The 25393-nt window shown below is 71.9% G+C and carries 19 protein-coding genes and 1 pseudogene; 12 read left to right on the top strand and 8 right to left on the bottom strand.

What is annotated here, in order from left to right:
• Positions 1 to 25: 25 nt before the first annotated feature.
• Positions 26 to 964, top strand: a pseudogene (locus B0I31_RS42405) (acyltransferase family protein); the annotation flags it as partial.
• A gap of 101 nt (positions 965 to 1065) precedes the next feature.
• Here the strand turns inward: B0I31_RS42405 and B0I31_RS38550 are convergent.
• Entirely contained in the window at positions 1066 to 1857 is a 792-nt protein-coding gene (locus tag B0I31_RS38550) for a maleylpyruvate isomerase family mycothiol-dependent enzyme (RefSeq protein ID WP_106620322.1), read from the bottom strand.
• Between the two features lie 230 nt (positions 1858 to 2087).
• On the opposite strand from B0I31_RS38550, the gene uvrA reads away from it, so the two are divergent.
• On the top strand, positions 2088 to 4961 hold the full coding sequence (gene uvrA, locus B0I31_RS38545) for an excinuclease ABC subunit UvrA (RefSeq protein ID WP_106620321.1): 2874 nt from the start codon (positions 2088 to 2090) through the stop codon (positions 4959 to 4961).
• 441 nt (positions 4962 to 5402) lie between these two features.
• Positions 5403 to 5951, top strand: coding sequence for an SRPBCC family protein (locus tag B0I31_RS38540; protein WP_245950764.1), 549 nt, complete (start codon positions 5403 to 5405; stop codon positions 5949 to 5951).
• 213 nt (positions 5952 to 6164) lie between these two features.
• On the opposite strand, the gene B0I31_RS38535 is transcribed toward B0I31_RS38540, so the two are convergent.
• Genes B0I31_RS38535 through B0I31_RS38525 form a run of 3 tightly spaced genes read right to left on the bottom strand, consistent with a single transcriptional unit; the run spans position 6165 to position 10409 of the window.
• Positions 6165 to 7559, bottom strand: coding sequence for a GntP family permease (locus B0I31_RS38535; protein WP_106620320.1), 1395 nt, complete (start codon positions 7557 to 7559; stop codon positions 6165 to 6167).
• Positions 7556 to 9145, bottom strand: coding sequence for an N-acyl-D-amino-acid deacylase family protein (locus B0I31_RS38530; protein ID WP_106620319.1), 1590 nt, complete (start codon positions 9143 to 9145; stop codon positions 7556 to 7558). The genes B0I31_RS38535 and B0I31_RS38530 overlap by 4 nt, the downstream gene beginning before the upstream one ends.
• Before the next feature lie 10 nt (positions 9146 to 9155).
• Positions 9156 to 10409 carry an amino acid deaminase gene (locus tag B0I31_RS38525; RefSeq protein WP_106620318.1) on the bottom strand — a complete coding sequence of 418 codons (1254 nt, stop codon included), beginning with the start codon at positions 10407 to 10409 and terminating at the stop codon, positions 9156 to 9158.
• Positions 10410 to 10517: 108 nt separating this feature from the next.
• Between B0I31_RS38525 and B0I31_RS38520 the strand changes: the two genes are divergently transcribed.
• The 3 genes from B0I31_RS38520 to B0I31_RS38510 are packed head-to-tail and all read left to right on the top strand — an operon-like array spanning position 10518 to position 12647.
• The gene (locus B0I31_RS38520) at positions 10518 to 11486 is read left to right on the top strand and encodes a sugar kinase (RefSeq protein ID WP_106620317.1); all 969 of its coding nucleotides are present in this window, start codon (positions 10518 to 10520) and stop codon (positions 11484 to 11486) included.
• Positions 11483 to 12232 carry an IclR family transcriptional regulator gene (locus B0I31_RS38515; RefSeq protein WP_106620316.1) on the top strand — a complete coding sequence of 250 codons (750 nt, stop codon included), beginning with the start codon at positions 11483 to 11485 and terminating at the stop codon, positions 12230 to 12232. Before B0I31_RS38520 ends, B0I31_RS38515 begins: the two co-directional genes overlap by 4 nt.
• 31 nt (positions 12233 to 12263) lie before the next feature.
• Complete coding sequence (locus B0I31_RS38510) at positions 12264 to 12647, top strand: RidA family protein (protein WP_106620315.1); 384 nt, start codon at positions 12264 to 12266, stop codon at positions 12645 to 12647.
• A 168-nt stretch (positions 12648 to 12815) separates the two neighbouring features.
• On the opposite strand, the gene B0I31_RS38505 is transcribed toward B0I31_RS38510, so the two are convergent.
• A complete protein-coding gene (locus B0I31_RS38505) occupies positions 12816 to 15107 on the bottom strand; it encodes an ATP-binding protein (RefSeq protein WP_245950762.1) in 2292 nt (763 codons plus the stop codon).
• A gap of 97 nt (positions 15108 to 15204) precedes the next feature.
• On the opposite strand from B0I31_RS38505, the gene B0I31_RS38500 reads away from it, so the two are divergent.
• Positions 15205 to 15801 carry a hypothetical protein gene (locus B0I31_RS38500; RefSeq protein ID WP_106620314.1) on the top strand — a complete coding sequence of 199 codons (597 nt, stop codon included), beginning with the start codon at positions 15205 to 15207 and terminating at the stop codon, positions 15799 to 15801.
• A gap of 172 nt (positions 15802 to 15973) precedes the next feature.
• Here the strand turns inward: B0I31_RS38500 and B0I31_RS38495 are convergent, their stop codons facing one another.
• Positions 15974 to 16324, bottom strand: coding sequence for a DUF1844 domain-containing protein (locus B0I31_RS38495; protein WP_053722440.1), 351 nt, complete (start codon positions 16322 to 16324; stop codon positions 15974 to 15976).
• 268 nt (positions 16325 to 16592) lie between these two features.
• Here B0I31_RS38495 and infC point away from each other — a divergent pair, with 268 nt between their 5' ends.
• From infC to B0I31_RS38475, 4 genes are all read left to right on the top strand, one after another.
• A complete protein-coding gene (gene infC, locus B0I31_RS38490) occupies positions 16593 to 17210 on the top strand; it encodes a translation initiation factor IF-3 (RefSeq protein WP_106620313.1) in 618 nt (205 codons plus the stop codon).
• Positions 17211 to 17283: 73 nt separating this feature from the next.
• A complete protein-coding gene (gene rpmI / locus B0I31_RS38485) occupies positions 17284 to 17478 on the top strand; it encodes a 50S ribosomal protein L35 (RefSeq protein WP_053722438.1) in 195 nt (64 codons plus the stop codon).
• Positions 17479 to 17604: 126 nt separating this feature from the next.
• Positions 17605 to 17994, top strand: coding sequence for a 50S ribosomal protein L20 (rplT, locus tag B0I31_RS38480; protein ID WP_106620312.1), 390 nt, complete (start codon positions 17605 to 17607; stop codon positions 17992 to 17994).
• Positions 17991 to 18839 (top strand): TrmH family RNA methyltransferase, encoded by an 849-nt coding sequence (locus B0I31_RS38475; RefSeq protein WP_106620355.1) that lies wholly within the window; start codon positions 17991 to 17993, stop codon positions 18837 to 18839. Before rplT ends, B0I31_RS38475 begins: the two co-directional genes overlap by 4 nt.
• A 587-nt stretch (positions 18840 to 19426) precedes the next feature.
• Here B0I31_RS38475 and B0I31_RS38470 read toward each other — a convergent pair.
• Both B0I31_RS38470 and B0I31_RS38465 read right to left on the bottom strand, forming a co-directional pair.
• A complete protein-coding gene (locus tag B0I31_RS38470; protein ID WP_106620311.1) occupies positions 19427 to 22231 on the bottom strand; it encodes a hypothetical protein in 2805 nt (934 codons plus the stop codon).
• Positions 22228 to 23982 (bottom strand): HSP90 family protein, encoded by a 1755-nt coding sequence (locus B0I31_RS38465; protein WP_106620310.1) that lies wholly within the window; start codon positions 23980 to 23982, stop codon positions 22228 to 22230. Before B0I31_RS38465 ends, B0I31_RS38470 begins: the two co-directional genes overlap by 4 nt.
• 343 nt (positions 23983 to 24325) lie before the next feature.
• Between B0I31_RS38465 and pheS the strand changes: the two genes are divergently transcribed.
• The gene (gene pheS, locus B0I31_RS38460) at positions 24326 to 25393 is read left to right on the top strand and encodes a phenylalanine--tRNA ligase subunit alpha (protein ID WP_106620309.1); all 1068 of its coding nucleotides are present in this window, start codon (positions 24326 to 24328) and stop codon (positions 25391 to 25393) included.

The raw sequence follows: 25393 nt of genomic DNA, 5'->3' as shown, positions 1-25393 counted from the left end.
CGTCTGATTAGGGTTCTTCCACCTCGTGCCTACCAAACGCCGGATCAACTGGGACGTCCTGCGCATCCTCGCCGTGCTGTGCGTGATGCTCCAACACGCCACCCGGGTGGGCCCGGCGAACCACCCGGAGCTCGACCGGCCACCGTTCGTCTTCGGCTTCGAGTTCGGGGCGAGCACGCTCGTGGTGATCTCCACCTTCTTCGCCTGCTCGTCACTGGCCAAGGGCGAACCCGGCCGCTTCCTGCGCAACCGCCTGGCACGCCTGGTGCCCGCCTACCTCGTGGCGGCCGTGTGCACCTACGCCGTGCTGCGCTACCTCGCACCGGCCGGCTGGAGCGAGCTCACCCCGCGCGACCTGCTCGTCAACGTCCTCCTGCTGCAGAGCTGGTTCCCGGACGCCCGCCTGGTCGACGCCTCCTACTGGACGCTCCCGATCCAGGTCACGGGGTTCATCGCGGGCGCCCTGCTGGCGTCACGGGTCCGCGGCCGGGCGCTCAAGGCGCTGCTGTGGGCCCTCGTCGTCGTCCCCGTGGTCGTCAAGGACTGGGCGATCCCGCCGGGCCTGGTCAACACGCTCTACAACGGTCTGGGCGCGCACCGGGCGCTGCTGTTCGCCATCGGCATCGCCATCTGGCTGTGGTCGAAGGGCCGGCTCGGCGACCGGCACCTGTTCGCCCTGCTCACGGCGGCCCTCCTGGCGCAGGCCTGGCACACCGTCGACCTCAGGTCGGCCATCGCGCTCGGCGTGCTGCTGATCGGCGTGTGCGCCGCGGCGGGCGGTCGGGACTGGGACATCGCGCCCGTGCGCCTGCTCTCCCGGCCGATCAAGTGGCTGGCGGGCATCTCCTACGGCCTGTACCTGGTGCACCAGGAACTCGGCTACCTCGTGATGGCCCAGGTCGCGCCCTACGGGGGACCGTGGACGGAGCTGGCGTTCTTCCTCGGCTCAGCCGTCGTCCTCGGGTGGCTGCTGACCAAGTTCGTGGAACGCCCGGCGCACCGCGCCCTGACGGCGAGCCGCCCGACCCTCGTCGGCCTGCTGCTCACCGCCCGCCTGCACGCGGCTCAGAGCCACTTGGGCAACGTCGGCGCCGTCCCGTTCAGCCGGGCACCGCTGTGGCGGCCGGTCAACCACGCCAGCACGTCGGCCGCGGCACCGTTCACCGCCGGCGACGTGGCACTGCCCGCGGTCAGCTCCCAGCTGCGCTGACGGCCGTCCGGGAACACCGCCTCCACCCGCACGGGCGGCACGTCGGCCCGGTCGGCGTACTGGCCGACGACGTCCTCCAGGAAGCGCTCCAGCAGCTCCGGCGGCAGGTCCTCGAAACCGACGCCGCCGTCGAGGTCGACCAGGTGGAACCACACCTCGCGCAGCCGCAGCCACGGCACCCGGTGCGCCAGGAACGGCCCCGACTTCGGGTGCACGACCTCCGCCTCCCACGCCGTGGGCGGCAGCTCGCGGGCGGCCGTGGCGAACCGCTGGCACGCCGCGTCCAGGTCGGCCCGCAGCAGCTGCGGCAGCCGGGCCGCGCCCTCGGCGATGTCGGCGTCGCGGTCGGCCGCGCTCGGGTACATCTGGTGCTCGACCCCGGTCTTCGCCCACGTCAGCAGGTTGACCAGGGCGTCGGCGTTGCGTGCGAGATGCGTCACCACGTGCGCCCGGCTCCAGCCCGGCAGCAGGCTCGGACCGCGCAGCGCGGGCAGGTCGAGGGCCGCGACGACCTCGTACAACGCGCCCGTCGCCCGTTCGACCTCGGCGAGCCCGGCGACCGCGTCCTGGACCGCGGCCGACTGCTCGCGGGGCGCGGGTACGCTCGTCTGGGCGGATCGGACCTGGGCGGCATCAGCGAAGCTCATGGGCACCTCATCCCGGCGTGTGCGGCCGAACGGCCTATCACCCCAGCGTAGGGGCGTTCACTACCGACCGGTAGAGCCGTTGGCGCACGATCGTGGGAGTGTGCCCGTCTCGAATTGTCGGTGCCCGCCCCTAGCATGGTGCTCGCCCTCCCCGACAGGGCCGGCGCGGTGGTCCGCTACGCTTTTCGAACGTCTGTTCGGGGAAAGGTCAAAAACCGAAGGGAACCGTTGTGGCCGACCGGCTTGTCGTTCGCGGGGCGCGCGAGCACAACCTGCGAGGGGTGGACCTCGACTTGCCGAGGGACAGCCTCATCGTGTTCACCGGGCTGTCCGGCTCGGGCAAGTCCAGCCTCGCCTTCGACACGATCTTCGCCGAGGGCCAGCGCCGCTACGTGGAGTCGCTGTCGGCGTACGCGCGGCAGTTCCTCGGCCAGATGGACAAGCCGGACGTCGACTTCATCGAGGGCCTGTCGCCCGCGGTGTCGATCGACCAGAAGTCGACCAGCCGCAACCCGCGGTCGACCGTGGGCACCATCACCGAGGTCTACGACTACCTGCGGCTGCTCTACGCCCGCGCCGGCAAGGCGCACTGCCCCACCTGCGGCGAGGCGATCAGCAAGCAGACGCCCCAGCAGATCGTCGACCAGGTGCTGGCCATGGAGTCGGGCACCAAGTTCCAGGTGCTCGCGCCGGTCATCCGCGGCCGCAAGGGCGAGTACGTCGACCTGTTCTCCACCCTGCAGTCGCAGGGCTACTCGCGCGCCAAGGTCGACGGCGTCGTGTACGCCCTCGGCGAGGTGCCCAAGCTGAAGAAGCAGGAGAAGCACGACATCGCGGTCGTGATCGACCGGCTCAGCGTGAAGACGAGCGCCAAGCAGCGGCTCACCGACTCGGTGGAGACGGCGCTGCGGCTCGCGGACGGCCTGGTCGAGCTGGAGTTCGTGGACGTCCCGGAGAACGACCCGGGCCGGGTGCGCGGCTTCTCCGAGAACCTGGCCTGCCCGAACGGCCACCCGCTGGCGATCGAGGACCTGGAGCCGCGGTCGTTCTCGTTCAACTCGCCCTACGGCGCGTGCCCCGCGTGCACCGGTATCGGCGTGCGCAAGGAGGTCGACCCGGAGCTGGTCGTGCCGGACGACGAGCTGTCGCTGGCCGAGGGCGCGATCGCGCCGTGGGCGTCCGGCCAGACCGCCGAGTACTTCACCCGGCTGCTGGAATCGCTGGGCCTCGCGATCGGGTTCCGGATGGACACGCCGTGGCGGCAGCTGCCCGCCAAGGCGCAGAAGGCGGTGCTGCACGGCGTCGACGAGCAGGTCAACGTCCGCTACAAGAACCGCTACGGCCGCGAGCGCTCCTACTACGCCAACTTCGAGGGCGTGATCCCGTTCCTGGAGCGGCGGCAGGAGCAGACCGAGTCCGAGTACATGCGGGAGAAGTACGAGGGCTACATGCGGGAGGTGCCGTGCCCCACGTGCCAGGGCACCCGCCTCAAGCCGGAGATCCTGGCCGTCACGCTGCACCACGGCCGCAAGGGCGACAAGTCCATCGCCGAGGTCTGCGCCATGTCGGTGTCGGAGTGCTCGGAGTTCCTCGACGGGCTCAAGCTGGGCAAGCGCGAGTCGATGATCGCGGGCGCGGTGCTCAAGGAGATCCAGGCCCGGCTGCACTTCCTGCTCGACGTCGGCCTCAACTACCTGTCACTGGACCGCGCGTCCGGCACACTTTCGGGTGGAGAAGCTCAGCGGATCAGGTTGGCGACGCAGATCGGCTCCGGGCTCGTGGGTGTGCTGTACGTGCTGGACGAGCCCTCGATCGGGTTGCACCAGCGTGACAACCACAAGCTGATCGAGACGTTGACCCGGCTGCGCGACCTGGGCAACACGCTGATCGTGGTCGAGCACGACGAGGACACCATCCGCACGTCCGACTGGGTGGTCGACATCGGCCCCGGCGCGGGCGAGCACGGCGGCAAGGTCGTGCACAGCGGCCCGTACAAGGAGCTGCTGAAGAACAAGGAGTCGATCACCGGCGCGTACCTGGCGGGGCGCAAGGAGATCGCCATGCCCGCCACCCGCCGCAAGATCGACAAGAAGCGGCAGCTCACCGTGGTCGGCGCGCGCGAGCACAACCTGCGCGGCATCGACGTGTCGTTCCCGCTCGGCTGCCTGGTCTCGGTCACCGGCGTGTCCGGCTCGGGCAAGTCCACGCTGGTCAACGACATCCTGGCGACCGTGCTGGCGAACAAGCTCAACGGCGCGCGGCAGGTGCCGGGCAGGCACACGCGGGTGCGCGGGCTGGACCAGGTCGACAAGCTGGTGCAGGTCGACCAGTCGCCGATCGGCCGCACCCCGCGGTCCAACCCGGCCACCTACACCGGTGTGTTCGACCACATCCGCAAGCTGTTCGCGGCGACCACCGAGGCGAAGGTGCGCGGCTACCAGCCGGGGCGGTTCTCGTTCAACGTCAAGGGCGGGCGCTGCGAGGCGTGCGCGGGCGACGGCACGATCAAGATCGAGATGAACTTCCTGCCGGACGTCTACGTGCCGTGCGAGGTGTGCAAGGGCGCCCGGTACAACCGCGAGACGCTCGAAGTGCACTACAAGGGCAAGACGATCTCCGAGGTCCTCGACATGCCGATCGAGGAGGCGGCGACGTTCTTCGAGCCGATCAACGCGATCCACCGGCACCTGCGCACGTTGGTGGACGTCGGCCTGGGGTACGTGCGGCTGGGCCAGCCCGCGCCGACGCTGTCCGGTGGTGAGGCGCAGCGGGTGAAGCTGGCGGCGGAGCTGCAGAAGCGGTCGACCGGCAAGACGGTGTACATCCTGGACGAGCCGACGACGGGCCTGCACTTCGAGGACATCCGCAAGCTGCTGGGCGTGATCAACGGGTTGGTCGACAAGGGCAACACGGTGATCGTGATCGAGCACAACCTCGACGTGATCAAGACGTCGGACTGGCTGGTCGACATGGGTCCCGAGGGCGGGTCCGGTGGCGGCACGGTGGTGGCGGAGGGCACGCCGGAACAGATCGCGGAGGTCGCGAACAGCTACACCGGCCAGTTCCTGCGCCAAGTCCTACCCACCGAGGCCGCCGTGGGCTGAACAACGCCAAGATCACCCAAAGGCGTTACGGCTCCCGGGTATGAATGGAAACGCCGAATGCGTTGCCGGATTAAAGGAGGCGCGCCGGCCCGGACACCCACCGCGCTGGCCAAACCCAACCGCCACCCGACCGGTATACGTACTGCACCGGTCCGCCTGCCGGTCCGCCTGCCGGACCGACGCGACCGGACCGACGCGACCGGACCGACGCGACCGGACCGACGCGACCGGACCGACGCGACCGGACCGACGCGACCGGACCGACGCGACCGGACCGACGCGACCGGACCGACGCGACCGGACCGACGCGACCGGACCGACGCGACCGCCTGAGTGGCCGGGCCGACGCAACCGGTCTGCGCCGGACCGCGCGGCCGGTTCGCGCGACCGGTCTGCCTGGCCGGTCTGCGTGACCGGGCCGATGTGCGTGACCATGGCGCCATGCCGCAGCGTCTGAACTCGTACCGCTTCCGCAGCGTCTGGTCGGTGGACACCACGCCCGAGCGGGCGTTCGAGGTGCTCGCGGACCTGGGCAGCTACCCGAGCTGGTGGCGCGAGGTGCGCGCCGCCCGGCAGATCGCGGAGCAGGCGGCCGAGCTGCGCTGCCGGTCCGTGCTGCCCTACGACCTGGTGTTCCAGGCGCACCACAACGCCCGGGAACCGGAGGCGGGGCTGCTGCGCGCCGACCTGGTCGGCGACCTCGACGGCACGGTGAGCTGGCGCGTCTTCGGCGAGGGCACCGGGTCGCGGCTGGTGTACGACCAGGAGGTGGTGGTGCGCAAGCCGTTGCTGCGCCGCCTGGCCCTGCTCGGCCGTCCGCTGCTCAAGGCGAACCACGAGTTGATGATGCGCAGCGGCCAGCGTGGTCTGCGCACCTACCTGGCCGGGTTCCAGGCGGCGTTGGGCAACGGTGAGCAGCGGTTGGGCGACGGTGGACCCATGGGGAACGGTGAGCCGTTGGCGAACGGTGAGCCGCTGAGCGCCGACTGAGCCGAGGCGGGCGGAGCAGGCTGGCCGAGGTCGGGCGGCGGACGCTGGCGGCGGTTGCCTGGTGCCGGTTGGCGGAGGTGCCCTGGCGGCGGCTGGTCGAGGTGCCAGCAGGTGCCGCGCCAACCGCTGAACGCGTGGGCGCGGCTCCTGCGGTGAACCAGGTGCTGAACGCGCAGGCGCCCCGGCGAACCGGGGCACCCGCCGTCCCGCGGGTTACACGACCAGGCTGAGCAGGGCGGCGACTGCGAAGCCGACCACGGACAGGATGGTCTCCAGCACGGTCCACGTCTGGAGGGTTTCCTTGACCGACAGGCCGAAGTAGCGCGACACGATCCAGAACCCGCCGTCGTTGACGTGCGAGGCGATGATCGAGCCCGCCGCGATCGACATGACGAGCAGCGCGAGCTGCGGCTGCGAGTAGTCCAGGTCGGCGACGACGGGCTGGACGATGCCGGTCGTGGTCACGATCGCCACGGTGGCCGAGCCCTGCGCGATGCGCATCCCGCAGCTGATCACGTACGACAGTGCGATCACCGGCAACCCGACGTCGGCCAGCGACGTGGCGAGCACCTTGCCCACACCGGTCGCGGACAGCACCGCGCCGAAGAACCCGCCCGCGCCGACCACCAGCAGGATCATCGCCACCGGCCGCAGCGACGCGGCGGACAGCTCGGTCACCTGCTCGCGCGTCATGCCCCGCCGGAACCCCAGCAGCCAGAACGCCAGCAGCACGGCGATCGTCAACGCCACCGCGGGCGTGCCGAAGAACGTGAACACGCCCAGCAGGGTGGAGCCCTTGGCCAACAGGATGCTGCCGAACGTGCCCGCCAGGATCAGCACCAACGGCACCGCGATGATCCCCAGCACCAGCGACAGCGGCGGCTCGCCCTTGGTCTGCGAGCCGCGCATCTTCTCCGCCGCGGCCAGCATCTCCTCCGGCACGGGCACGTGCAGCCGCTTGCCGATCCACGCGGAGAACAGCACACCGCCGATGAACCACGCGGGAAGCGCCACGGCCAGCGCCATGATGATGATCCAGCCGAGCTCCACGCCGAGCATCCCGGCCGCCGCGACCGGTCCGGGGTGCGGCGGCATGAACGCGTGCATCACCGACAAACCCGCCAGCAACGGCATCGCGTACAGCACGATCGACCGGCCGCTGCGCTTCGCGGCCACGTACACCAGGGGCGCGAGCACGAAGATGCCGATGTCGAAGAACACCGGCACGCCGAAGATCAGCCCGGCCAGCCCCATGGCCAGCGGCGCGCGGTTCTCGCCGAACGCCCGCAGGAGTGACCGGGTCAGCACCTCGGCGCCACCGGAGGCCTCCAGGATCGAGCCGAGCAGCGTGCCCAGGCCGATGATCGCGGCGACGTGGCCGAGGATGCCGCCGAACCCCTTCTCCACCAGGGATTCCGACGCCTTCTGCGCCGAGCCGACCAGGGTCTCCACCGGCAGGCCCGCGGCCAGCGCCACCAGCAGGCCGACGACGAGCAGCGCGATGAACGGCTCGACCTTCCACCTGATGATCATCGCCAGGAGCAGGGCGATGCTGAGCGCGGACAGCGTCAGCAGGCCTCCGGTGGTGTGCTGCAACCAGTCGATCACACGCGGCTCCCGGGGTTGCGCAGGGAACGGCCGGGCAGGGCGTCGGTGCGCCGGCCGTCGTCGAGCACGGTGACGCCGTTGACGACGACGTGGGTGATGCCCTCGGCGGCCTGCCGGGGCTGCTCGAACGTCGCGGTGTCGGCGACCGCGTCGGGGTCGAACAGCACGAGGTCGGCGGCGTAGCCCTCGCGCACGAGCCCGCGGTCGGCCAGCCGCAGCCGTTGCGCGGCACGCCCGGTCAGGTGGGCCACGCACTCCTCCAGCCCCAGCACGCCGAGTTCGCGCACGTACCGGGCGAGGTAGCGGGGGAAGGTGCCCCACGCGCGCGGGTGCGGCCGGTCGCCGACCAGCAGGCCGTCGCTGCCGCCGGTGTGCACCGGGTGCCGCATGATCGCCCGGACGTTGTCCTCGTGGCCGACGTGCATCAGGCACGAGGTGCCCAGCCGTTCGGAGACCAGCACGTCGAAGTACAGCTCGGCGGGCGGTCGCCCGGCCCGCCGCGCGGACTCGGCGATCGAGGAGCCGACCAGGTGCGCGTTCTCGGTCCTGCGCACGCCGTTGACCTCGATGGCCTCCCAGTCGACCGGCACGCCGTGGCAGCCGTCCGAGCCGGTTTCCTCCAGCTCGACCCGGATGCGCTCCCGCGTGCCCGCGTCGGTCAGGCGGGCCAGCGTCGCCTCGGGTCCGCCTTCGCCCGCCCAGCTCGGCAACAACGCCGACAGGTACGTCGCGCCCGGCAGGTACGGGTAGGTGTCGAGGGTGATGTCGGCGCCGTCCGCGATGGCCCGGTCGAGCAGGTCCAGCAGTTCGCCCGCCCGACCGCGGTTGACCTCGAAGTTCATCGTGGCGTGCGCGAGGTGCAGCGGGCAGCCCGAGTCACGCGACACGCGCACCATCTCCGCGTACGCGTCCAGCGCGCCCGCGCCGTAGCTGCGGTGGTGCGGGCTGTAGAACCCGCCCAGCTCGCCGACGACCCGGCACAGCTCGGTCAGCTCGGCGGTGTCGGCGTACATGCCGGGGGTGTAGGTCAGGCCGGACGACATGCCGACCGCGCCCTCCCGCAACGACCGCGCCAGCACGTCCCGCATCCGGTCCAGCTCGGCGTCGGTGGCGGGCCGGTCGTCGTAGCCGACGCACAGCATCCGCAGCGTGCCCTGCGGCACGAGGTACGCGGCGTTGACCGCGATGCCCCGGTCGAGGCGGTCCAGGTACTCGCCGACCGAGCGCCAGTCCCAGTCGAAGCCGGGCGGGTCGTCGTTCCAGCCGGCGAGCTGGGCCCGCAGCACGGCGAGCACCTCGTCGTCGGCGGGCGCGTAGGACAGCCCGTCCTGGCCCAGCACCTCGGTGGTCACGCCCTGGGAGACCTTGGCCAGGTGGTCGGGGTTGGCCAGCACCTGGAGGTCGGAGTGGGAGTGCATGTCGATGAAGCCGGGCGCGAGGACCCGGCCGTCTGCGTCGACCACCCGCCCGCCGTCGACCCGGTCACCTATCTCGGCGATCCGCCCGTCGCGCACGCCCACGTCCGCGCGGTAGGCGGGCGCGCCGGTGCCGTCCACGACCCGTGCGCCTCGGAAGACGATGTCCACGGTGTGCCTCCTAGAAGTAGGTGCGGACCAGGTCGACCACGGTGGTGCCCTCGACCACCGGGATCAGCTGCCACTTGTCGAACACCGTGCAGGGGTGGGACAGGCCGAGGCCGACCCAGTCGCCGACTTCCACGTCGTCACCGGTCAGCCGCACGAACGCGTGCTGGTCGTTGAGCGCGGTGACCTCGGCCGCCAGCGGTCGCGTCCCGCCGTCCCGCCCGCGCACGACCTGCGGCTCGGGCAGGCCTTCGTCGAACGACGCGTCACGCTTGCCGAGCGTGAGCAGCGCCAGGTCGGGCTGGGGACGTGAGGTGACCTGCGCCCACGCCCGCAGCGCGCTGCGGAACGGTTGCGCGCCGGGCGTGCGGCCCAGCGGCGAGATCCCGCGGTAGAAGCCGTCGTCGTGGGTGATGTACGCGCCGCTGCGCAGCACCGGCCGCACCGGGAACGGCCACGGCTCGGTGAGCTTCGCCGCCACCTGGTCGAAGTACGCGCTGCCACCCGCGGTGACGATCGGGTCGGCCACCTCGAACCGGTCCCGCAGCGCGATCGCCAAGTCCCGCAACGACGTCAGGTAACCGTCCATGACGGACTGGGCCGCGGGTGACGCGTCGTGCGCCAGCGCCCCCTCGTAGCCGCCGACGCCGACCAGCCGCAGCGCCGGGCTCGCGGCGGCGGCCCGGGCCACCTCCACCGCCGTGGCCTGGTCGCGCGCACCGGTCCGCCCGCCGCGCGCCCCGAGCTCGACCAGCACGTCCACCGGGCGGTCGACCCTGCCCAACGCCTCGGTCATCCGCGCCACGCCCGCGACGGAATCCACCCAACAGGTGAACTCGAACGTGTCATCGGCAGCCAGTTCGGCGGCCAGCCACCGCAGCCCGGCCGGGTCGACGAGCTGGTTGGCCAGCAGCACCCGCCGCACCCCGAACGCCCGGTAGACCCGCAGCTGGCTGGTGTTGGCCGCGGTGATGCCCCACGCGCCGTGCGCCAACTGGCGGGCGAACAGCTGCGGGGCCATGGTCGTCTTGCCGTGCGGCGCGAGCAGCACGCCGTGGTCTTCGCACCAGCGGGCCATGGTGGCGAGGTTGTGCTCCAGCGCGGCGGCGTCCAGCACGACCAGGGGCCCGACGAAACCGTCGGCGAACAGGTCGAGCCGGCGTCCGGCCACGTCACCGACCGTCGCGCCGAACACGTCGGCGGGCAGGCCCTTGAACCGCCAGTCGACCCGCTCGTCGCGGATGGCGGCCACAGCGTCGAGGTCCACGTCTGTCGCTCCTCACGTTGCATGTGACGCAACGGCTATTGCGCAATGTGATGCTGGAGTGTGTAACATTCAGTCGCCTGGCCGTCAATCGTCGAGCGAGGAGCACGGATGCGGTTCGACCTGCCGGGCGGCGTGGTGTGCCTCGGCGAGACCATGGCGGTCCTGGTGCCCGCCGAACCCGGCCCGGTGCGCGCCGTGCGCACGTGGAACCGGGCGATCGGCGGCGCCGAGTCCAACGTCGCCGTCCACCTGGCCCGACTGGGCGTGCGCAGCCGCTGGGTGAGCGCCGTGGGCGACGACGCGTTCGGCGGCGCCGTCCTCGACGCGGTGGGCGGCGCGGGCGTGGACGTCACCGACGTGCGCGTCGACCCCGACCGGCCGACCGGCCTCTACGTCAAGGAAGCCGACGCCGCGGGCAGCCCCGTGCGGTACTACCGGCGCGGCTCGGCGGCCTCCGCGATGGGCCCCGACACGCTCGACCGGCTGCGCCTCGACGACGTGGCGCTCGTGCACGTCAGCGGCATCACGGCCGCCCTGTCGGACAGCTGCCTGCAGCTGCTGCGCGCCGTCCTGCGCCGACCGCGGGCCGTGCCGGTGTCGTTCGACCTCAACTGGCGCCCCGCGCTGTGGCACGACCGCGACCCGTCCGTGCTGCGCGACCTCGCCGACGCGGCGGACATCGTGCTCGCCGGTTCCGACGAGGCGCAGGCCGTGTGGGGGACGGGCGACCCGGCCGAGCTGCGCGCGCTGCTGCCCGGCCCGACGACGCTCGTGGTCAAGCACGGCGCACGCGGCGCGACCGTCCACGAACGCGGTGAGACGACGTTCCAACCCGGCCTCCGGGTCGAGGTGGTGGAGCCCGTCGGCGCGGGCGACGCCTTCGCCGCCGGCTACCTCGCCGCGCACCTCGCCGGCGAACCACCGGCACGCCGGCTGCGCGCCGGGCACCTCCAAGCCGCCTCCGCACTGCTCACCAGGGAAGATGTCGGCGAGTCGCTGCCGCCCGCGGTGACCGTGCCACTGCTGGACGCCGACTCCCGCACGTGGGCCGCCGCACACCTGAGGAGACGTCGATGAGCCAAAGCCTGGACCGGGCGCTGACCCTGGTGGGTGAACTGGCCACCGGGCCGAAGACGCTGGAAGAGCTGTCCGGCGTCATCGACGTGCACAAGTCCACCACCATGCGGCTGCTGCGCACCCTGGAGTCGCACCGGTTCGTGCAACGCGAAGGCGTGCACCACTACCGGCTCGGCACCGCCCTGTTCGACCTCGCCAACCGGGCGCTGGAGGAACGCGACGTGCGGCGCAGCGCCGAGAACGCCCTGCGCGACCTCAACGCCCGCACCGGCTACACCGTCCACCTCGCCTCCTACGAGGACGGTGAGGTCATCTACATCGACAAGTACGACAGCACCCACCCCATGCGGATGTACTCGCGCATCGGCAGACGGGCGCCGCTGCACTGCACCGCCGTCGCCAAGGTGCTGCTGTCGGACCTGCCCGAACCCCGCCGCCGCGAGATCGCCCGGTCCATCGACTACGTGCCGCTGACCGCGAACACCATCACCACCCCCGACGCCTACCTGGCCGAGCTGGACCGCGTCCGCTCCGCCGGCTACGCGGTCGACAACGCCGAGCACGAGGACTTCATCCACTGCGTCGCCGCACCCATCCGCGGCGCCCGCGGCGAGGTCGTCGCCGCCGTCTCGATGTCCGTGCCCAAGGTGCTGCTCGACTTCGACGGCCTCCTCGGCCACCTGCCCGACCTGCTCGCCACCGCGCGAGCGGCCTCCGTCGAGTGCGGCTGGACGCCGCGCGACTGACCGTTCGACCCAGAGAGGAAACGCACAACCCATGGCGAAGACCGAGATCAGGACCGCCGACGCGCCCACCCCCGTGGCCGCGTTCTCCCAGGGCGTCCGCAAGGGGCCCATCCTGCAGGTGGCGGGCCAGGTCGCGTTCGACCCGGCCACCGGCGACGTCGTCGGCGACACCGTGGCCGAACAGACCAGGCAGGCCATGCGCAACGTGACCGCCGTGCTGGCGGCGGGCGGCGCGTCCCTCGCCGACGTGGTCATGCTGCGCGTCTACCTCACCGACACCGCCCACTTCGCCGAGATGAACGCCGCCTACGGCGAATTCGTCACCGAGGAACCGTTCCCCGCGCGCACCACCGTCTACGTCGGCCTGCCCGACAGGCTGCTGGTCGAGATCGACGCGCTCGCCGTGCTCGACTGACACCGTGCTCGACCGACACCTCCCGACCGACCGGCAGTCCTCACCAACGGGCGACCGCACGTACTTCTGCCGGTTGTTCTGCGTGGTGCCGGACGGGCGCGCGCGATTGACTGGGCTCACCCCCCAAGGAGAACGTCAGGGAAGGACCCGGCGATGGCTAGGAACGCATCACCGATCGGCTGACTCCGCGGCGGCGGCCCGGTCGCGGGACACCCCAGCCTCGACCGGGTCGCCCAAGTCGTCCTGGACGTCCGCCAACGCGCCGAGCACCACCGCCAGCCGGTGGTGCCGGTGCTCGTCGGCCAACGCCGCCGCCAGCACCAGCTCCGCCCGCGCCGCCTCCGCATCACCGAGCCGGTGCAGCGCCAACCCCCGCAGGTAGCGGGCATCGCACAAGCTCGACGGCGCGGGCGCCGCACGCAGCAGCTCCAACGCCTCGTCGGCCGCCGCCAACACCTCCGGCCACCGCGCCAACCGGACCAGGCTCTGCGCCGTGCGCACCAGCAGCGTCGCCGACATCTCGGTCGCCATCACCGGCGCCAGCTCCAACCTCCCCGACCGCACGTTCGCCAGCAGCTCCCGGTGCACCCGCACCGCCTCCTCGTGCCGCGCCAACCCGTCGAGCACCAACGCCAGGCACGACAACGAGATCTGCTCACCCAGCCCGAACTCCGCCCGCCGGAACAGCTCCTGCGCCCGCCGCGCGCTGACCTGCGCCTCCTCCAACCGCCCGGTCCGCAACTCCGACACCGAGCGGTAGTGCACCGCCCAACCCTGCTCCACCACGTCACCCGCGGCCACCGACGCGCGCCACGCCTGTTCGTGCAACGCCAACGCCTCCGGGAACCGGCGCATCAGCACCGACAACGTCCACGTCAGGAAGTTCAGCTGCACGGCCTCGTCCCGCACGCTGCCCAACGCCCGCGCCGCCGCCACCCCCGCGGTGAACACCTCCACCCACGTCTCGGCCCGCCCACGCTGATCCGAGTACCAGTGCATCGCCGTGGCCAGCCGCAACACCTCCGCGTGCAGCCCGTTCGCACCCGCCCACCGCATCGCGCCCAACCAGTTGCCCGCCTCCGCGGTCAACCACGCGTCCGCGTCCTCCTGGCTGCCCAACAACCCAGACGGCGTCGTCCGCGCGTCCGGCCCGAAGAACCCGGCCGCCCGCACCGCCGTGCCCAGCAGCCAGTCCACCATCCGCCGCCGCGCCTGCCCCACCACCGGCGCCGGCTCCTCGTCCGCCAGCCGTTCACCGGCGAACACCCGGATCAGGTCGTGGAACACGTACCGGCCGGGCACCTCCGCGGTGTCCAGCAGGCTCATGTCCACCAACTCCTCCAACGTGTCCTCCGCCGCGAACCGGTCCACATCGGCCAGCGCCGCCGCCACGTCCGGCCCGAAATCCGCACCCGGCACCAACGACAACCGCCGGAACAACACCGCCGCCTTCGCCCCGAGCTGCCGGTACGACATCTCGAACGCCGTCCGCACCCGCAGGTCACCCGCCGTCAACGCGGACAACCGCCGCCGTTCATCCACCAGTTGCCCGGCCAGGTGCCCGATCGTCCACTTCGGACGACTCGCCAGCCGGTTGCCCGCGATCCGCAGCGCCAGCGGCAGGTGACCGCACAACTTCGCCACCCGCGCCGCCGCCACCGGCTCCGCACCCACCCGCGCCCGCCCCGCGATCGCGCCCAACAGGTCGAACGACTCACCCGGGTCCAGCACGTCCAGCCCCAACCGCCGGCTCGCCTCCAACCCGCCCAGCACCAACCTCGACGTCACCACCACCAGCGAACCCGACCCCGTCGCCAGCAACGGCCGCACCTGCGCCTCGTCCGACGCGTTGTCCAGCACCAGCAACGTCGACCGCTCCCGCAACCGCGCCCGGTACAGGTCCGAGCGCTCCGCCTCACCCGCCGGGATCTCCTTCTCCGGCACACCCAACGCCGACAACATCCGGTGCACCACCTCGGACGGGTGCACCGGCCGCACGTCCATCCCGCGCAGGTTGAAGAAGAAGCACCCGTCCGCGAAACGAGACGCCAATCGATACGCGGCCCGCACCGCCAACGCCGTCTTCCCCGCACCCGGCGGACCGTGCACCACGACCACCGACGTCGTCCGCGTACCCTCCGCCACCGCCGCCAACTCGGCCAGCTCACCCTCGCGACCGGTCAGGTCGGCCACGTCCGGGGGTAACGCGGACGGCGTCGCAGGCGACACCGCACGACGCGCCCGGCCCTGCTTGGCCGCGTCCAGCAACTCACCGATCTCCTGCTCCGCCAACGACAGCACACCCGCCAGCGCCTCCACCGTGCGCCGCTGAGGCCCCTTCGCCCGACCGCGCTCCATGTCGCTGATCGCCCGCACGCTGACCCCGGAACCCTCCGCCAGCTCCTCCTGCGTCAACCGGACCCGCAACCGGTGCGCGCGGAGCAGCTCACCGAACGTCATCCCCACACTTCGACAGTAGTGCCACCGACCCCGAGGACGGCCCGCGACGACCATCACTCGGGTTTCCGGTAACGCCGGGGTGGTAAGACCACACCTCATGAAGTGGTACGCGGATCGCCCGCCCCGGCTGCTGTGGCAAGTCCTCGCCGACCTGCTCGCCGTCGCCTGGACGTGGTTCTGGGTGAAGGTCGCCACGGCGGTGGGCGACTCGGTCCGCGCCCTGCGCGCACCCGGCGACGGCCTGTCCGACGCCGGGCAGAGCCTGACCGACACGTTCGGCGACGCCGCCGACAAGGCCCGCGACGTGCCGCTGGTCGGCGACAGGCTGGCCGAGGCGCTGGAACGCGGCCGGTCCGCGGGCGGCACCCTGTCGGACGCGGGCCAGGCGCAGGTGCAGGCGGTGGAGTCCACCGCGCTGTGGCTCACCATCGCCCTGATCGCCATCCCGCTGGCGTTCGTGCTGATCACGTGGCTGCCGCTGCGGCTGAGGTTCGCCCGGCGGGCCGCGGTGGCACGGCGGCTGCGCGACCAGGGCCGCCTCGACCTGCTCGCGCTGCACGCGTTGAACACCCTGTCGCTGCGCGACCTGGCGGCGTTCCCCGGCGACCCGGTCGAGGGCTGGCGGCGGCAGGACCCCGAGGTGATCCAGGCCCTGGCCGCCCGCCGCCTCCGCGCCAACGGCGTCCGCCCCTAATCCCCACCACCTACCGCACCGAGCCCCCTCACCCCACGTCACCACTCACGCGTGTCCTACGTTCCGAACGCGAGAGTCCAACGTTCGGGGCGCGAGAGTCCAACGTTCGGGGCGCGAGAGTCCAACGCTCGGGGCGCGAGAGTCCAACGCTCAGAACACCTGAGTTGAACGCTCAGTACACGGGGCCGGTGTACTTCTCGCCCGGACCCTGGCCCGGCTCGTCCGGGTACGCCGACGCCTCCCGGAACGCCCGCTGCACCGACTGCAGCCCCTCGCGCAGCGGCCCGGCGTGCGGGCCCAGGTACTCGGCCGACGCGGTGACCAGGCCGGCCAGCGCGGTGATCAGGCGGCGGGCTTCGTCGAGGTCGCGGCGCGGGCTGTGCTCGGGGTCTTCGTCGGCCAGGCCGAGGCGTTCGGCGGCGGAGGAGAGCAGCATGATCGCCGCCTTGCTGATCACCTCGACGCTGGGAACATCGGACAGGTCGCGGACGTTGTTCGAAGGCAGGTCGGTCACGGGAGCCATTCTCGCAACCACCCCGGACGGGTCGCCGATTCGGGGGTTGACAAGGCCGTCTGCTAGTATTCTCCGCGCGACCAGTCCCCGCACCTGTGGGGACGGCAAGTGGAGCCCCGCTCCCACCCGAGTCTGCCGCTTCGAGCAGGTGGCCGGGTCCGGTCCCACGAGGGGTGGACTGCGCCCTTCGTTGTGCGATCGGTCGGAAGCGGGCCTCACACCGGGCAGGTGTGGGGCCTCTTGTCTTTTGGCGCACAACGAGTCACAAAGGACGTGAATGACAAGTCCCTCGAACCGAGGTGCTCCCGCGAGCACCGAGCCGCGCATCAACGACCGCATCCGCGTGCCCGAGGTTCGTCTGGTCGGGCCGAACGGCGAGCAGGTCGGGATCGTTCGCATCGAGGACGCGCTCCGACTCGCCCAGGAATCGGACCTCGACCTCGTCGAGGTCGCCGCGCAGGCTCGGCCGCCCGTCTGCAAGCTCATGGACTACGGCAAGTTCAAGTACGAGAGCGCGCAGAAGGCCCGCGAGTCTCGCCGCAACCAGCAGTTGACGGTCATCAAGGAGCAGAAGCTCCGGCCGAAGATCGACCCGCACGACTACCTGACGAAGAAGGGCCACGTGGCCCGCTTCCTGTCGCACGGGAACAAGGTCAAGGTGACCATCATGTTCCGGGGCCGTGAGCAGTCCCGGCCGGAGCTGGGTTACCGCCTGCTGCAGAGGCTCGCCGAAGACGTCGCGGAGCTCGGTTTCGTCGAGTCGAACCCGAAGCAGGACGGCCGCAACATGATCATGGTGCTGGCCCCGCACAAGACCACGAAGACCCGACCGATCAAGCACGACAGCGCCGACGAGGCGCCGGCCGAGTCCGAGTCGGAGTCTGTCGAAGAGTGATCTCCCGGCCTCCGGGCCGGGAGCAAGCATGGCCGCCCCCATCCCCGGTGGCTGCACGAGACTGAGGACGGAAATGCCCAAGAACAAGAGCCACAGCGGGACCTCCAAGCGCGTGAAGGTCACCGGCAGCGGCAAGCTCGTCCGCGAGAAGGCCGGCAAGCGCCACCTGCTGGAGAAGAAGTCCAGCAAGCTGACGCGCCGCCTCTCCGGCACGACCGAGGTCGCGAAGAACGACGTGCCGCGGCTGAAGAAGCTGCTCGGCCTCTGAGCGTCTGAGCCCTTCCGGGCTTTTCCGGGCCTTTCGGGCCTTAGACGCTTCTGAGCCTTAGACCTTCACCCCTTTGAACACCGGGGTCGGCCCCCACCGGCCCCACGAGATCGACAGGATGGACCCGTGGCACGCGTCAAAAGGGCAGTGAACGCCCAGAAGAAGCGCCGTACCACCCTTGAGCTCGCCAGCGGCTACCGCGGCCAGCGTTCGAGGCTGTACCGCAAGGCCAAGGAGCAGGTGCTCCACTCGCTCAACTACGCCTACCGGGACCGCCGCGCCCGCAAGGGTGACTTCCGGAAGCTGTGGATCCAGCGCATCAACGCCGGTGTCCGCGCCAACGGCATGACGTACAACCGCTTCATCCAGGGCCTGCGCCTGGCCGGCATCGAGGTCGACCGCAAGATCCTCGCCGAGCTGGCCGTCAGCGACGCCGGCGCGTTCACCGCGCTGGTCGAGGCCGCTCGCGCCGCCCTGCCGAGCGACGTCAACGCGCCCGTCGAGGACAAGGCCTGAGCGCGAACGATCGCGCACCACGACCCGGGGATGCTCCGTTCACCGAACGGACTCCCCGGGTCGTTGCCGCTAAGCACCTGACCAGGCGTTCCGGCCGCGACCGCGCCTCGCGCTTCCTCGCCGAGGGCGCGCAGGCCGTCCGCGAGGCCCTGGCCTGGGCCGCCACCGACCGCGGCCACGTGCACGAACTCTTCGTCACCGCCGACGCCGCCACCCGCAACCGCTCGCTGGTGCACGCCGCGGTCGACGCCGGCGTGCCCGTCAGCACCGTGACCGACAAGGCCGCCGCCGGGCTGTCGGAGACCGTGACGCCGCAGGGACTCGTCGCCGTGTGCTCGCTCGTCGACGTGCCGCTTTCCGCGGCGCTCGCGCCGGGTGCGCGGCTGGTGGCCGTGCTGCACGGCGTGGCGGACCCGGGCAACGCGGGCACCGTGGTGCGCGTGGCGGACGCGGCGGGCGCCGACGCGGTGATCTTCGCCGGCGACACGGTCGACCCGCACAACGGCAAGTGCGTGCGCGCGTCCACCGGCAGCGTGTTCCACCTGCCGATCGCGCGGGTGCGGGACGCGGGCGAGGCGTTCGCGGCGTGCCGCGCGGCGGGGCTGCGGCTGGTCGCGGCGGACGGGTACGCGCCCGAGGACCTGGTGACCGCCGACCTGCGCGGTGACCTCGCCGTGCCGACCGGGTGGGTGTTCGGCAGCGAGGCGCACGGGTTGCCGGACGAGGTCGTGGCCGGTTTGGACGCCTCGCTGAAGGTGCCGATCTACGGCGGGGCCGAGAGCCTCAACCTGGCGACCGCCGCCGCGGTGTGTCTTTACGCTTCGGCTCGTGCCCAGCGGGCCTGACGGCCGCGCGCCCGGCGTCTGACGGCCGCGCGCCCAGGGTCTGACGGACGCCCCGGTGTCCCGCCTCCGTTCACCCCTGCCGGCCGCCGTGTGTCGGCAGGCTGCCGTGCGGCAGTCGGGTGGCCGCAGCCCGGCAGACCGCTGCGGACCAGCGCGTGGCCGCCCCGGCAGTCAGATGGCCACAGCCCGGCAGGCCGCCGTGCGGCTGTCAGGTGGCCGCAGCCCGGCAGGCCGCCGTGGGCCAGTGGGTGGGTTGGCGGTGGCCGGGCCTCGGCAGGTTTCGCTGTACTCCCGGGCGGGCCGCTGCACCTCAGTGAGGGCTGTGTGCCCGCACCTCGTCCGGCTGGTGGTGGTGGGGCGGTGGGGGAGGTTGGCCGGGGGTGTGGTGGTCGGGTCGGTGGGGGTGTGGGGCGGGGGTCTCCTGGTGCCTGGGCCGGCCTCCTTGCTTGTTCTAGGCGACGCACGAAGTTGGTTTTGGTTCTCGGTAGAGCGGTGATTCGCTCGATGGGGTGATCATGGTTGACACTTGGCGAGCCTGGTCTGCGGCTTGCTGACCTGCGGGTTTGAGGGTGGCAAGCCGCATTTGATCAAGCTTCCAGGCGGGTGTTCAGGGTGCGGAGTAGGGGGTCGCTCGCGGTCGGTTTGGATTGGGTTCGGAGGGCTTCCTCGAGGACGTTGGCGATGTCGCCGAGGAGTTGGGGTGGGGTCTCGTCGTTGATCAAGGTGCCGGCGCGGCGGGCTTCCGACTCGGCGTTGGGCTGATCACCCGAGTCCAGCAGGAAGCGCGCGCCCCTGGTCACCAGGAACGTCTGCCAGTCCAGGTCGCCCAGTTGGGCGGCCAGTTCCTCGGCGATGCCGTTCTGCTCGATCGCCGCCGCGTGCTCGCCCGCCTGGATGTGCAGGAACGCCCGGATCGCGGCGATCCGAGCCGTCAGGTGCGTGCGGTGGTCGGGATCCTCCACCGACTGCAGGAGGTGTTCCGCCTCGGTCAACGTGGTGGCGCACTCGGCGGCCTCCTCGTTCGGCAGCGCGGCGGCGGCTTCGACCAGGGAGCCGGCGGCTTCGGCCGGTTCGTCGACCTCCTGCCACGCGGTCGCGGCGCCCTGGTAGGCGGAGGCGGCTTCCAGCGGTAGGTCCAAGCGGCGCAGGACGCCCGCCAGGACGTCCAGCACCATGGCCCGACGCCACGGCTCGTCCGGCGGGACCAGGCCCAGGGCGACTTCCAGGTGACGGCGGGCGGCCTCGATCTCGTCCAGGCGGGCGCACACCTGACCCAGGCGGTAGCGGACGGGGACGATGACGTCCGGGTCCACCTCGCCGCCCTCGATCACCCGCACGGCCTCCTCCAGCGCCTCGGCGGCCTCGACGAAGCGGCCCGCCTTGAGGTAGCCGCCGGCCAGGGCGTAGCACGCCTTCGCCACGTCATCCGGCACGCCGAGCTCATGCCCGACCGTCACCGCCTCCCGCAGCTCCGGCAGGTGCTCGGCCTCCAAGCCGAGGCGTTCCACCGACGCCACCCGCTGCCGGTGCGTCTCCGCCGTCCACGGACCGCGCGGCGAGCCGAACGCGCCGACGAACTCGGCGGCCGTCCGCACGGCCTCCTCCTCGCCCCGCACGGTCTGGATCTTCAGCAGCAGCCGCAACGCGTCGAACCGCACCGACGCGGACGGCGCGTCCGACAGCACGTCCACGACCTCGCCGTGCGCCTCGTCCAGCTGCCCGGTGCTCGCCAGGTACTGGGCCCGGTCGCACCGCGCCCGCGACACCAGCTCCGGCACCTCGGCCCGGGCCAGCTCCAGCGCCTCGGCGGCCAACGCGCCCTGCTCGTCGGTCTCGTCCGCGTCCGCCAGCAGGTCCGCCAGCAGCAACCTGGTCAGCACCCGCGTGTACGGGGTGCCCGTCGCCTCGGCCTCGGCCAGGCAGGTGCGCGCCACCGCGGTGGACTCCGCCGGCCCGTCCTCCTCGGCGCGCAGCCCCGCGCCCCGCGCCCGGTACCGGTTGGCGAGGTCGTGCTCACCGCACGCGACCAGCCGCTCGATCGCCACGTCCAGCTCCGCCAGCACCTCCTCCTTCGGCCGCACGTGCCCGCCGACGATCGCCCGCCGCGCCGCGACCAGCGCGCCCAGCGTCTCCGGCAGCAACGGGTCCATGTCCTCCGGCAACGACCGCAGCAGCCGCATGCCGACGATGAACTCGCCGCTGTCGAACGCGTCGCACAGCTGTTGCGCCAGCTCGACCGGGTCGGCCACGGTCACCGGCTCCTCGTCGACGGAGGCGACCGGCGCGGGCGCGGACGGGATCGGCACGGCCAGCGGCACCGGGATCGTGTCCGACGCGGCCAGCGTGCGCCGGATGCGGGTGCTCACCGCGTCACTGCCGTTGCGCCGGTCGAACCGGGCCGCGATCTCCAGCGCCTGCGCCTCCAGCAGCTCACGCAGCTCCGGCGCGGACAGCACGGTCGTGCGCCCGTCGTGCGGCACGTGGAACTCCTCGTCCGCCGACACCCGGCTGAGCAGCAGCGCGGCACCCGCCGCGAAGTGCATGGCCCGGGACGGGCTGGTCGAGTGGTGCACCCGGTGCAGGTGGCCGCGCAGCAGCTCGACGCCGCGCCGCACGTTGCCCGACGTCGCGCAGAACTCCAGGTGGTCCTCCAGGTAGCCGCTGACCAGGTCGTCGCGCACCAGCCGGTACGCCACCACGTGTGCCTGCCGCGCCCGGTCCACGTCGCCCAGCGCCACGAACGCGGGCGTCAACGTGGTCAGGATGCCCTGCGGCTGGGTCGCGCAGCCGGTCTCCTGCCCCAGCTGGTGCTCGGCGTGCGCGACCGCCTCGGCGTGCTTGCCCTGCCGGATCAGGTGACCGGCCTGCTCCTCGATGACGCACGCCTCGCAGTCGCTCATCGGGCCGCGGTCCATCGCCAGGTACTTCGCGAAGTGCTCCCGGTACGCCTCGTCGTCGCCGACGTGCGCGGCCAGGTCGGCACGGGCGCCGTGGACCGGCTGCATCGAGTACCCGAGCCGCTGGTAGCGCTCGGCGAGCTGGTCGACGAACGACCCGATCTGCGCCAGCGTGAACCGGGGGTCCGCGATCAGGCCGCTGACGATCCACTTGTGCGCCCAGTCGAAGCTGTGCGTCTCCCACTCGTCGAACGCCGTGGGGTCGCGCTGCTCGGCCGTGCCGCACCACGCGAACGGCGCCAGCATCAGGTCGTAGCGGCCCAGGTCGTAGGCCGAGCGGATGAGCGCGATCCGGCAGCTCACCGCCAGCGGCAGGTGGTCGACGGCGTCGGCGGCACGGGCCGCGCGTTCCAGCGCCTCGTGCCGCGGCATGCCCTCCGGCAGGTGGTAGGCCTCGACGAACTGCCGCTCGGCGGCTTCCTTCTCCTCGTTCACAGGTGATCCCCCACAGCGCGGTCCAGCAGTTCCAGGAACGAACGGTTCAGCGCCGCGGTGTCCTTCGGCCGCATCGGACGCCGCGCCTGCAGCAGGGCGTGCACGTACAGCGACTCCACGGTCAGCTCCACCAGCGCCGGGTCGGTCAGCTGAGCCAGCCGCCGCACCAGCGGGTTGCGGCAGTTGAGCACGAGCCGCTGGGCGGCGTCCGACGACGACTCGACCAGGCTGCCCAGCAGTTCCGCCCACAGCGGGTCGGCCTGCTCGCCGACCTGCTGCGCGTCCCGCCTGCGCTCGGCCTCCACGTTGGTGACCAGCAGCGCGGGCAACGAGCCCGGGTCGAAGTCACGCGGCACGGCGTCGCAGTCGTGCCGCTCCAGCACGTCCTTGGCCATGGTGAACCGCTCGCGCAGCGCGCGCTCCAGCTCCGGGTCCGGGTCGTCCAGCGCGGCCAGCACCTCGGTCGGCGCGACCCGGCGCGCGGCGGTGGGACCGTCCAGGGCGACCAGCCGGGCCATGATCTCCGCGTCGTAGGCGTAGCCCGCGTTGACCAGGCCCATGCCCTGGGCGTGCGCGACCGGCGCGAGCTGGCGGAACTCGTCCACGTCCGGCACGTGCGCGATGGTGCCGTGCTTGCGGCGGAACTGGCGCAGCGACTGAGGGCCGTCCGTGGTCTCGAACGGCAGCCAACGCTCGACCAGCCGCAGCATCTCGTCGTCCACCCTGGCCAGCGACTTGATGCCGAGGTGGTGCGCGTCGAGCAGGGCACGGGTGCGCTCGGGGCTGGTCGCGTCGAGCCGGACGAGCCAGTCGCGGACCTGGCGGCCCAGCTCCTCGCGCACGGCGAGCAGTGTCTCGTCCTGGTAGAGCGACTCGCGGCTCGCGGTCGGCCGCAGCGACGTCGAGTCGACCACGCAGCGCACGAAGTAGGCCCACTCGGGCAGCAGGCCCTCGATGGCGTCGCCGACGAGCATCCGCTTCAGGTAGACGCGGTGGGACTGGCGTGCGCCGGGGTGCACACCGCCGGGCAGCACGTAGGCGACGCCTTTGAGACCCACCGTCGGTACCTCGACCGGGATCGCGTCGAACGGCTGGACGCCCAGCACCTTCTCGCCGTAGGCCAGGGCGTCTTCCACCCACGGCAGCTCGCCGTGCGTGACGACCTCGTCGCCGATCCGGACCGTCACCGGCAGGAGTTCGCCGTACTCGGTGACCAGCGCCTTGACCACGTCGCGCTCCAGCCAGTGCTCGGAGTCGCGGTGCGGCACCAGCTCGATCGTGGTGCCGATGTCGCCGCGCGCGGCGTCGTCGACCTCGACCTCGTAGTTGCCCGCCGAGTCGGCCGTCCACCGCACCGCCGGGCCACCTTTGACCGAGCGGCTGACGAGCCGGATGCGGTCGGCGACCAGGAACGCCGACAGCAGGCCGACGCCGAACTGGCCGAGGAAGCCCTGGCGGGCGAAGCCGAGGTCGTCGCGCTTGGACGTGCGGCCGAGCGTGGACAGCAGGTCGTGCACCTCGCGCTCGGTGAGGCCGATACCGGTGTCGGAGATGCGGAAGGTGCCGCCGGAGGACCCGACCGGCTCGATCACGACCTCGCCCGGCGCGTCCGGTTGCAGCGCGCGGCGGGCGGTGATCGCGTCCACCGCGTTCTGCAGCAGCTCGCGCGCGTACACCCGCGGGCTGCTGTAGAGGTGGTGGCTGAGCAGGTCGATGATCCCGCGCAGGTCGACACCGAAGGTGTGTGCCATGGGAGTGGAGTTCACCTCGGGTCAGGTCACGGGGGAGGGACGATTCTAAGGGCGTGCCGGCGGCTGGTGACCCGGTTTTCCGCTGATCGCCCGCCGGGGTGGGAGCTCGCGCGCGGTCAAGACTGCCACGGCCCACCGACAATTCCGGCTCGCTCCCGCTGCCGCGGCGGCGCGACGGGTGACCCGGCGACGTCTTCCGGGTGAGCGGCCGGTCACCTCGGGTGGCGCCCGTGGGCGGCGGTGGGTGCGGCGGATGGCCGATCACCTAGGATCGACCCGCCGCTCCGCATGCCGTGCGGAGGGCTGACCACCAGTTGTCCGTGACGGGAGCTGTCCACCAACCATGTCCGGAGCCAACGACCCGTACGACCCCAAGCAGGTCGCGGCGCTCTCACCCGAAGCGCTCGACGCGGCGGTCGAGCAGGCTCGTGAGGCGTTCGCGAAGGCGGCCGACCTCGACGAGCTCGCCGCCGTGAAGCCGAGCCACCTGGGTGACCGCTCGCCGGTCCTGCTGGCCCGCCGCGAGATCGGCGCGCTGCCGCCGGCCGCGAAGGCGGAGGCGGGCAAGCGGGTGAACGAGGCGCAGAACGCGGTCAAGGCCGCGTTCGAGGAGCGCCGCGCCCGGCTGCAGGCCGAGCGCGACGACCGGGTGCTGCGCGAGGAGACGGTCGACGTCACGCTGCCGTGGGACCGGGTGCCCCGAGGCGCCCGCCACCCCATCTCCACCCTGGCCGAGCGCATCGCCGACGTGTTCGTGGCCATGGGCTACGAGGTCGCGGAGGGCCCGGAGCTGGAGACCGAGTGGTTCAACTTCGACGCGTTGAACTTCGGCAAGGACCACCCGGCGCGCACCATGCAGGACACGTTCTACGTGGGCCCCGCCGACTCGGGCCTGGTGCTGCGCACGCACACCAGCCCGGTGCAGGCGCGCACGCTGCTGGACCGCGAGCCGCCCGTCTACGTGGTGTGCCCCGGTCGCACGTTCCGCACCGACGAGCTGGACGCCACCCACACCCCCGTCTTCCACCAGGTCGAGGGCCTGGCCGTGGACAAGGGCCTGACCATGGCGCACCTGAAGGGCACGCTCGACGCGTTCGCCCGCGCCATGTTCGGCGAGGACTCCAAGACCCGCCTGCGGCCGAGCTTCTTCCCGTTCACCGAGCCGTCCGCCGAGGTGGACGTGTGGTTCCCGGAGAAGAAGGGCGGCCCCGGCTGGGTCGAGTGGGGCGGCTGCGGCATGGTCAACCCCAACGTGCTGCGCAACTGCGGCGTCGACCCGGACGTGTACTCCGGGTTCGCGTTCGGCATGGGCCTGGAGCGCACGCTGCAGTTCCGCAACGGCCTGCCCGACATGCGCGACATGGTCGAAGGCGATGTCCGCTTCACCCAGCCATTCGGAACGGAGGCCTGA

This window comes from Saccharothrix carnea (assembly GCF_003014735.1).
In the GTDB taxonomy this organism is placed as follows: Bacteria; Actinomycetota; Actinomycetes; order Mycobacteriales; family Pseudonocardiaceae; genus Actinosynnema; species Actinosynnema carneum.
The sequence above is the reverse complement of the archived record's forward strand: the minus strand, read 5'-3'. Positions and strand labels throughout refer to the sequence as shown.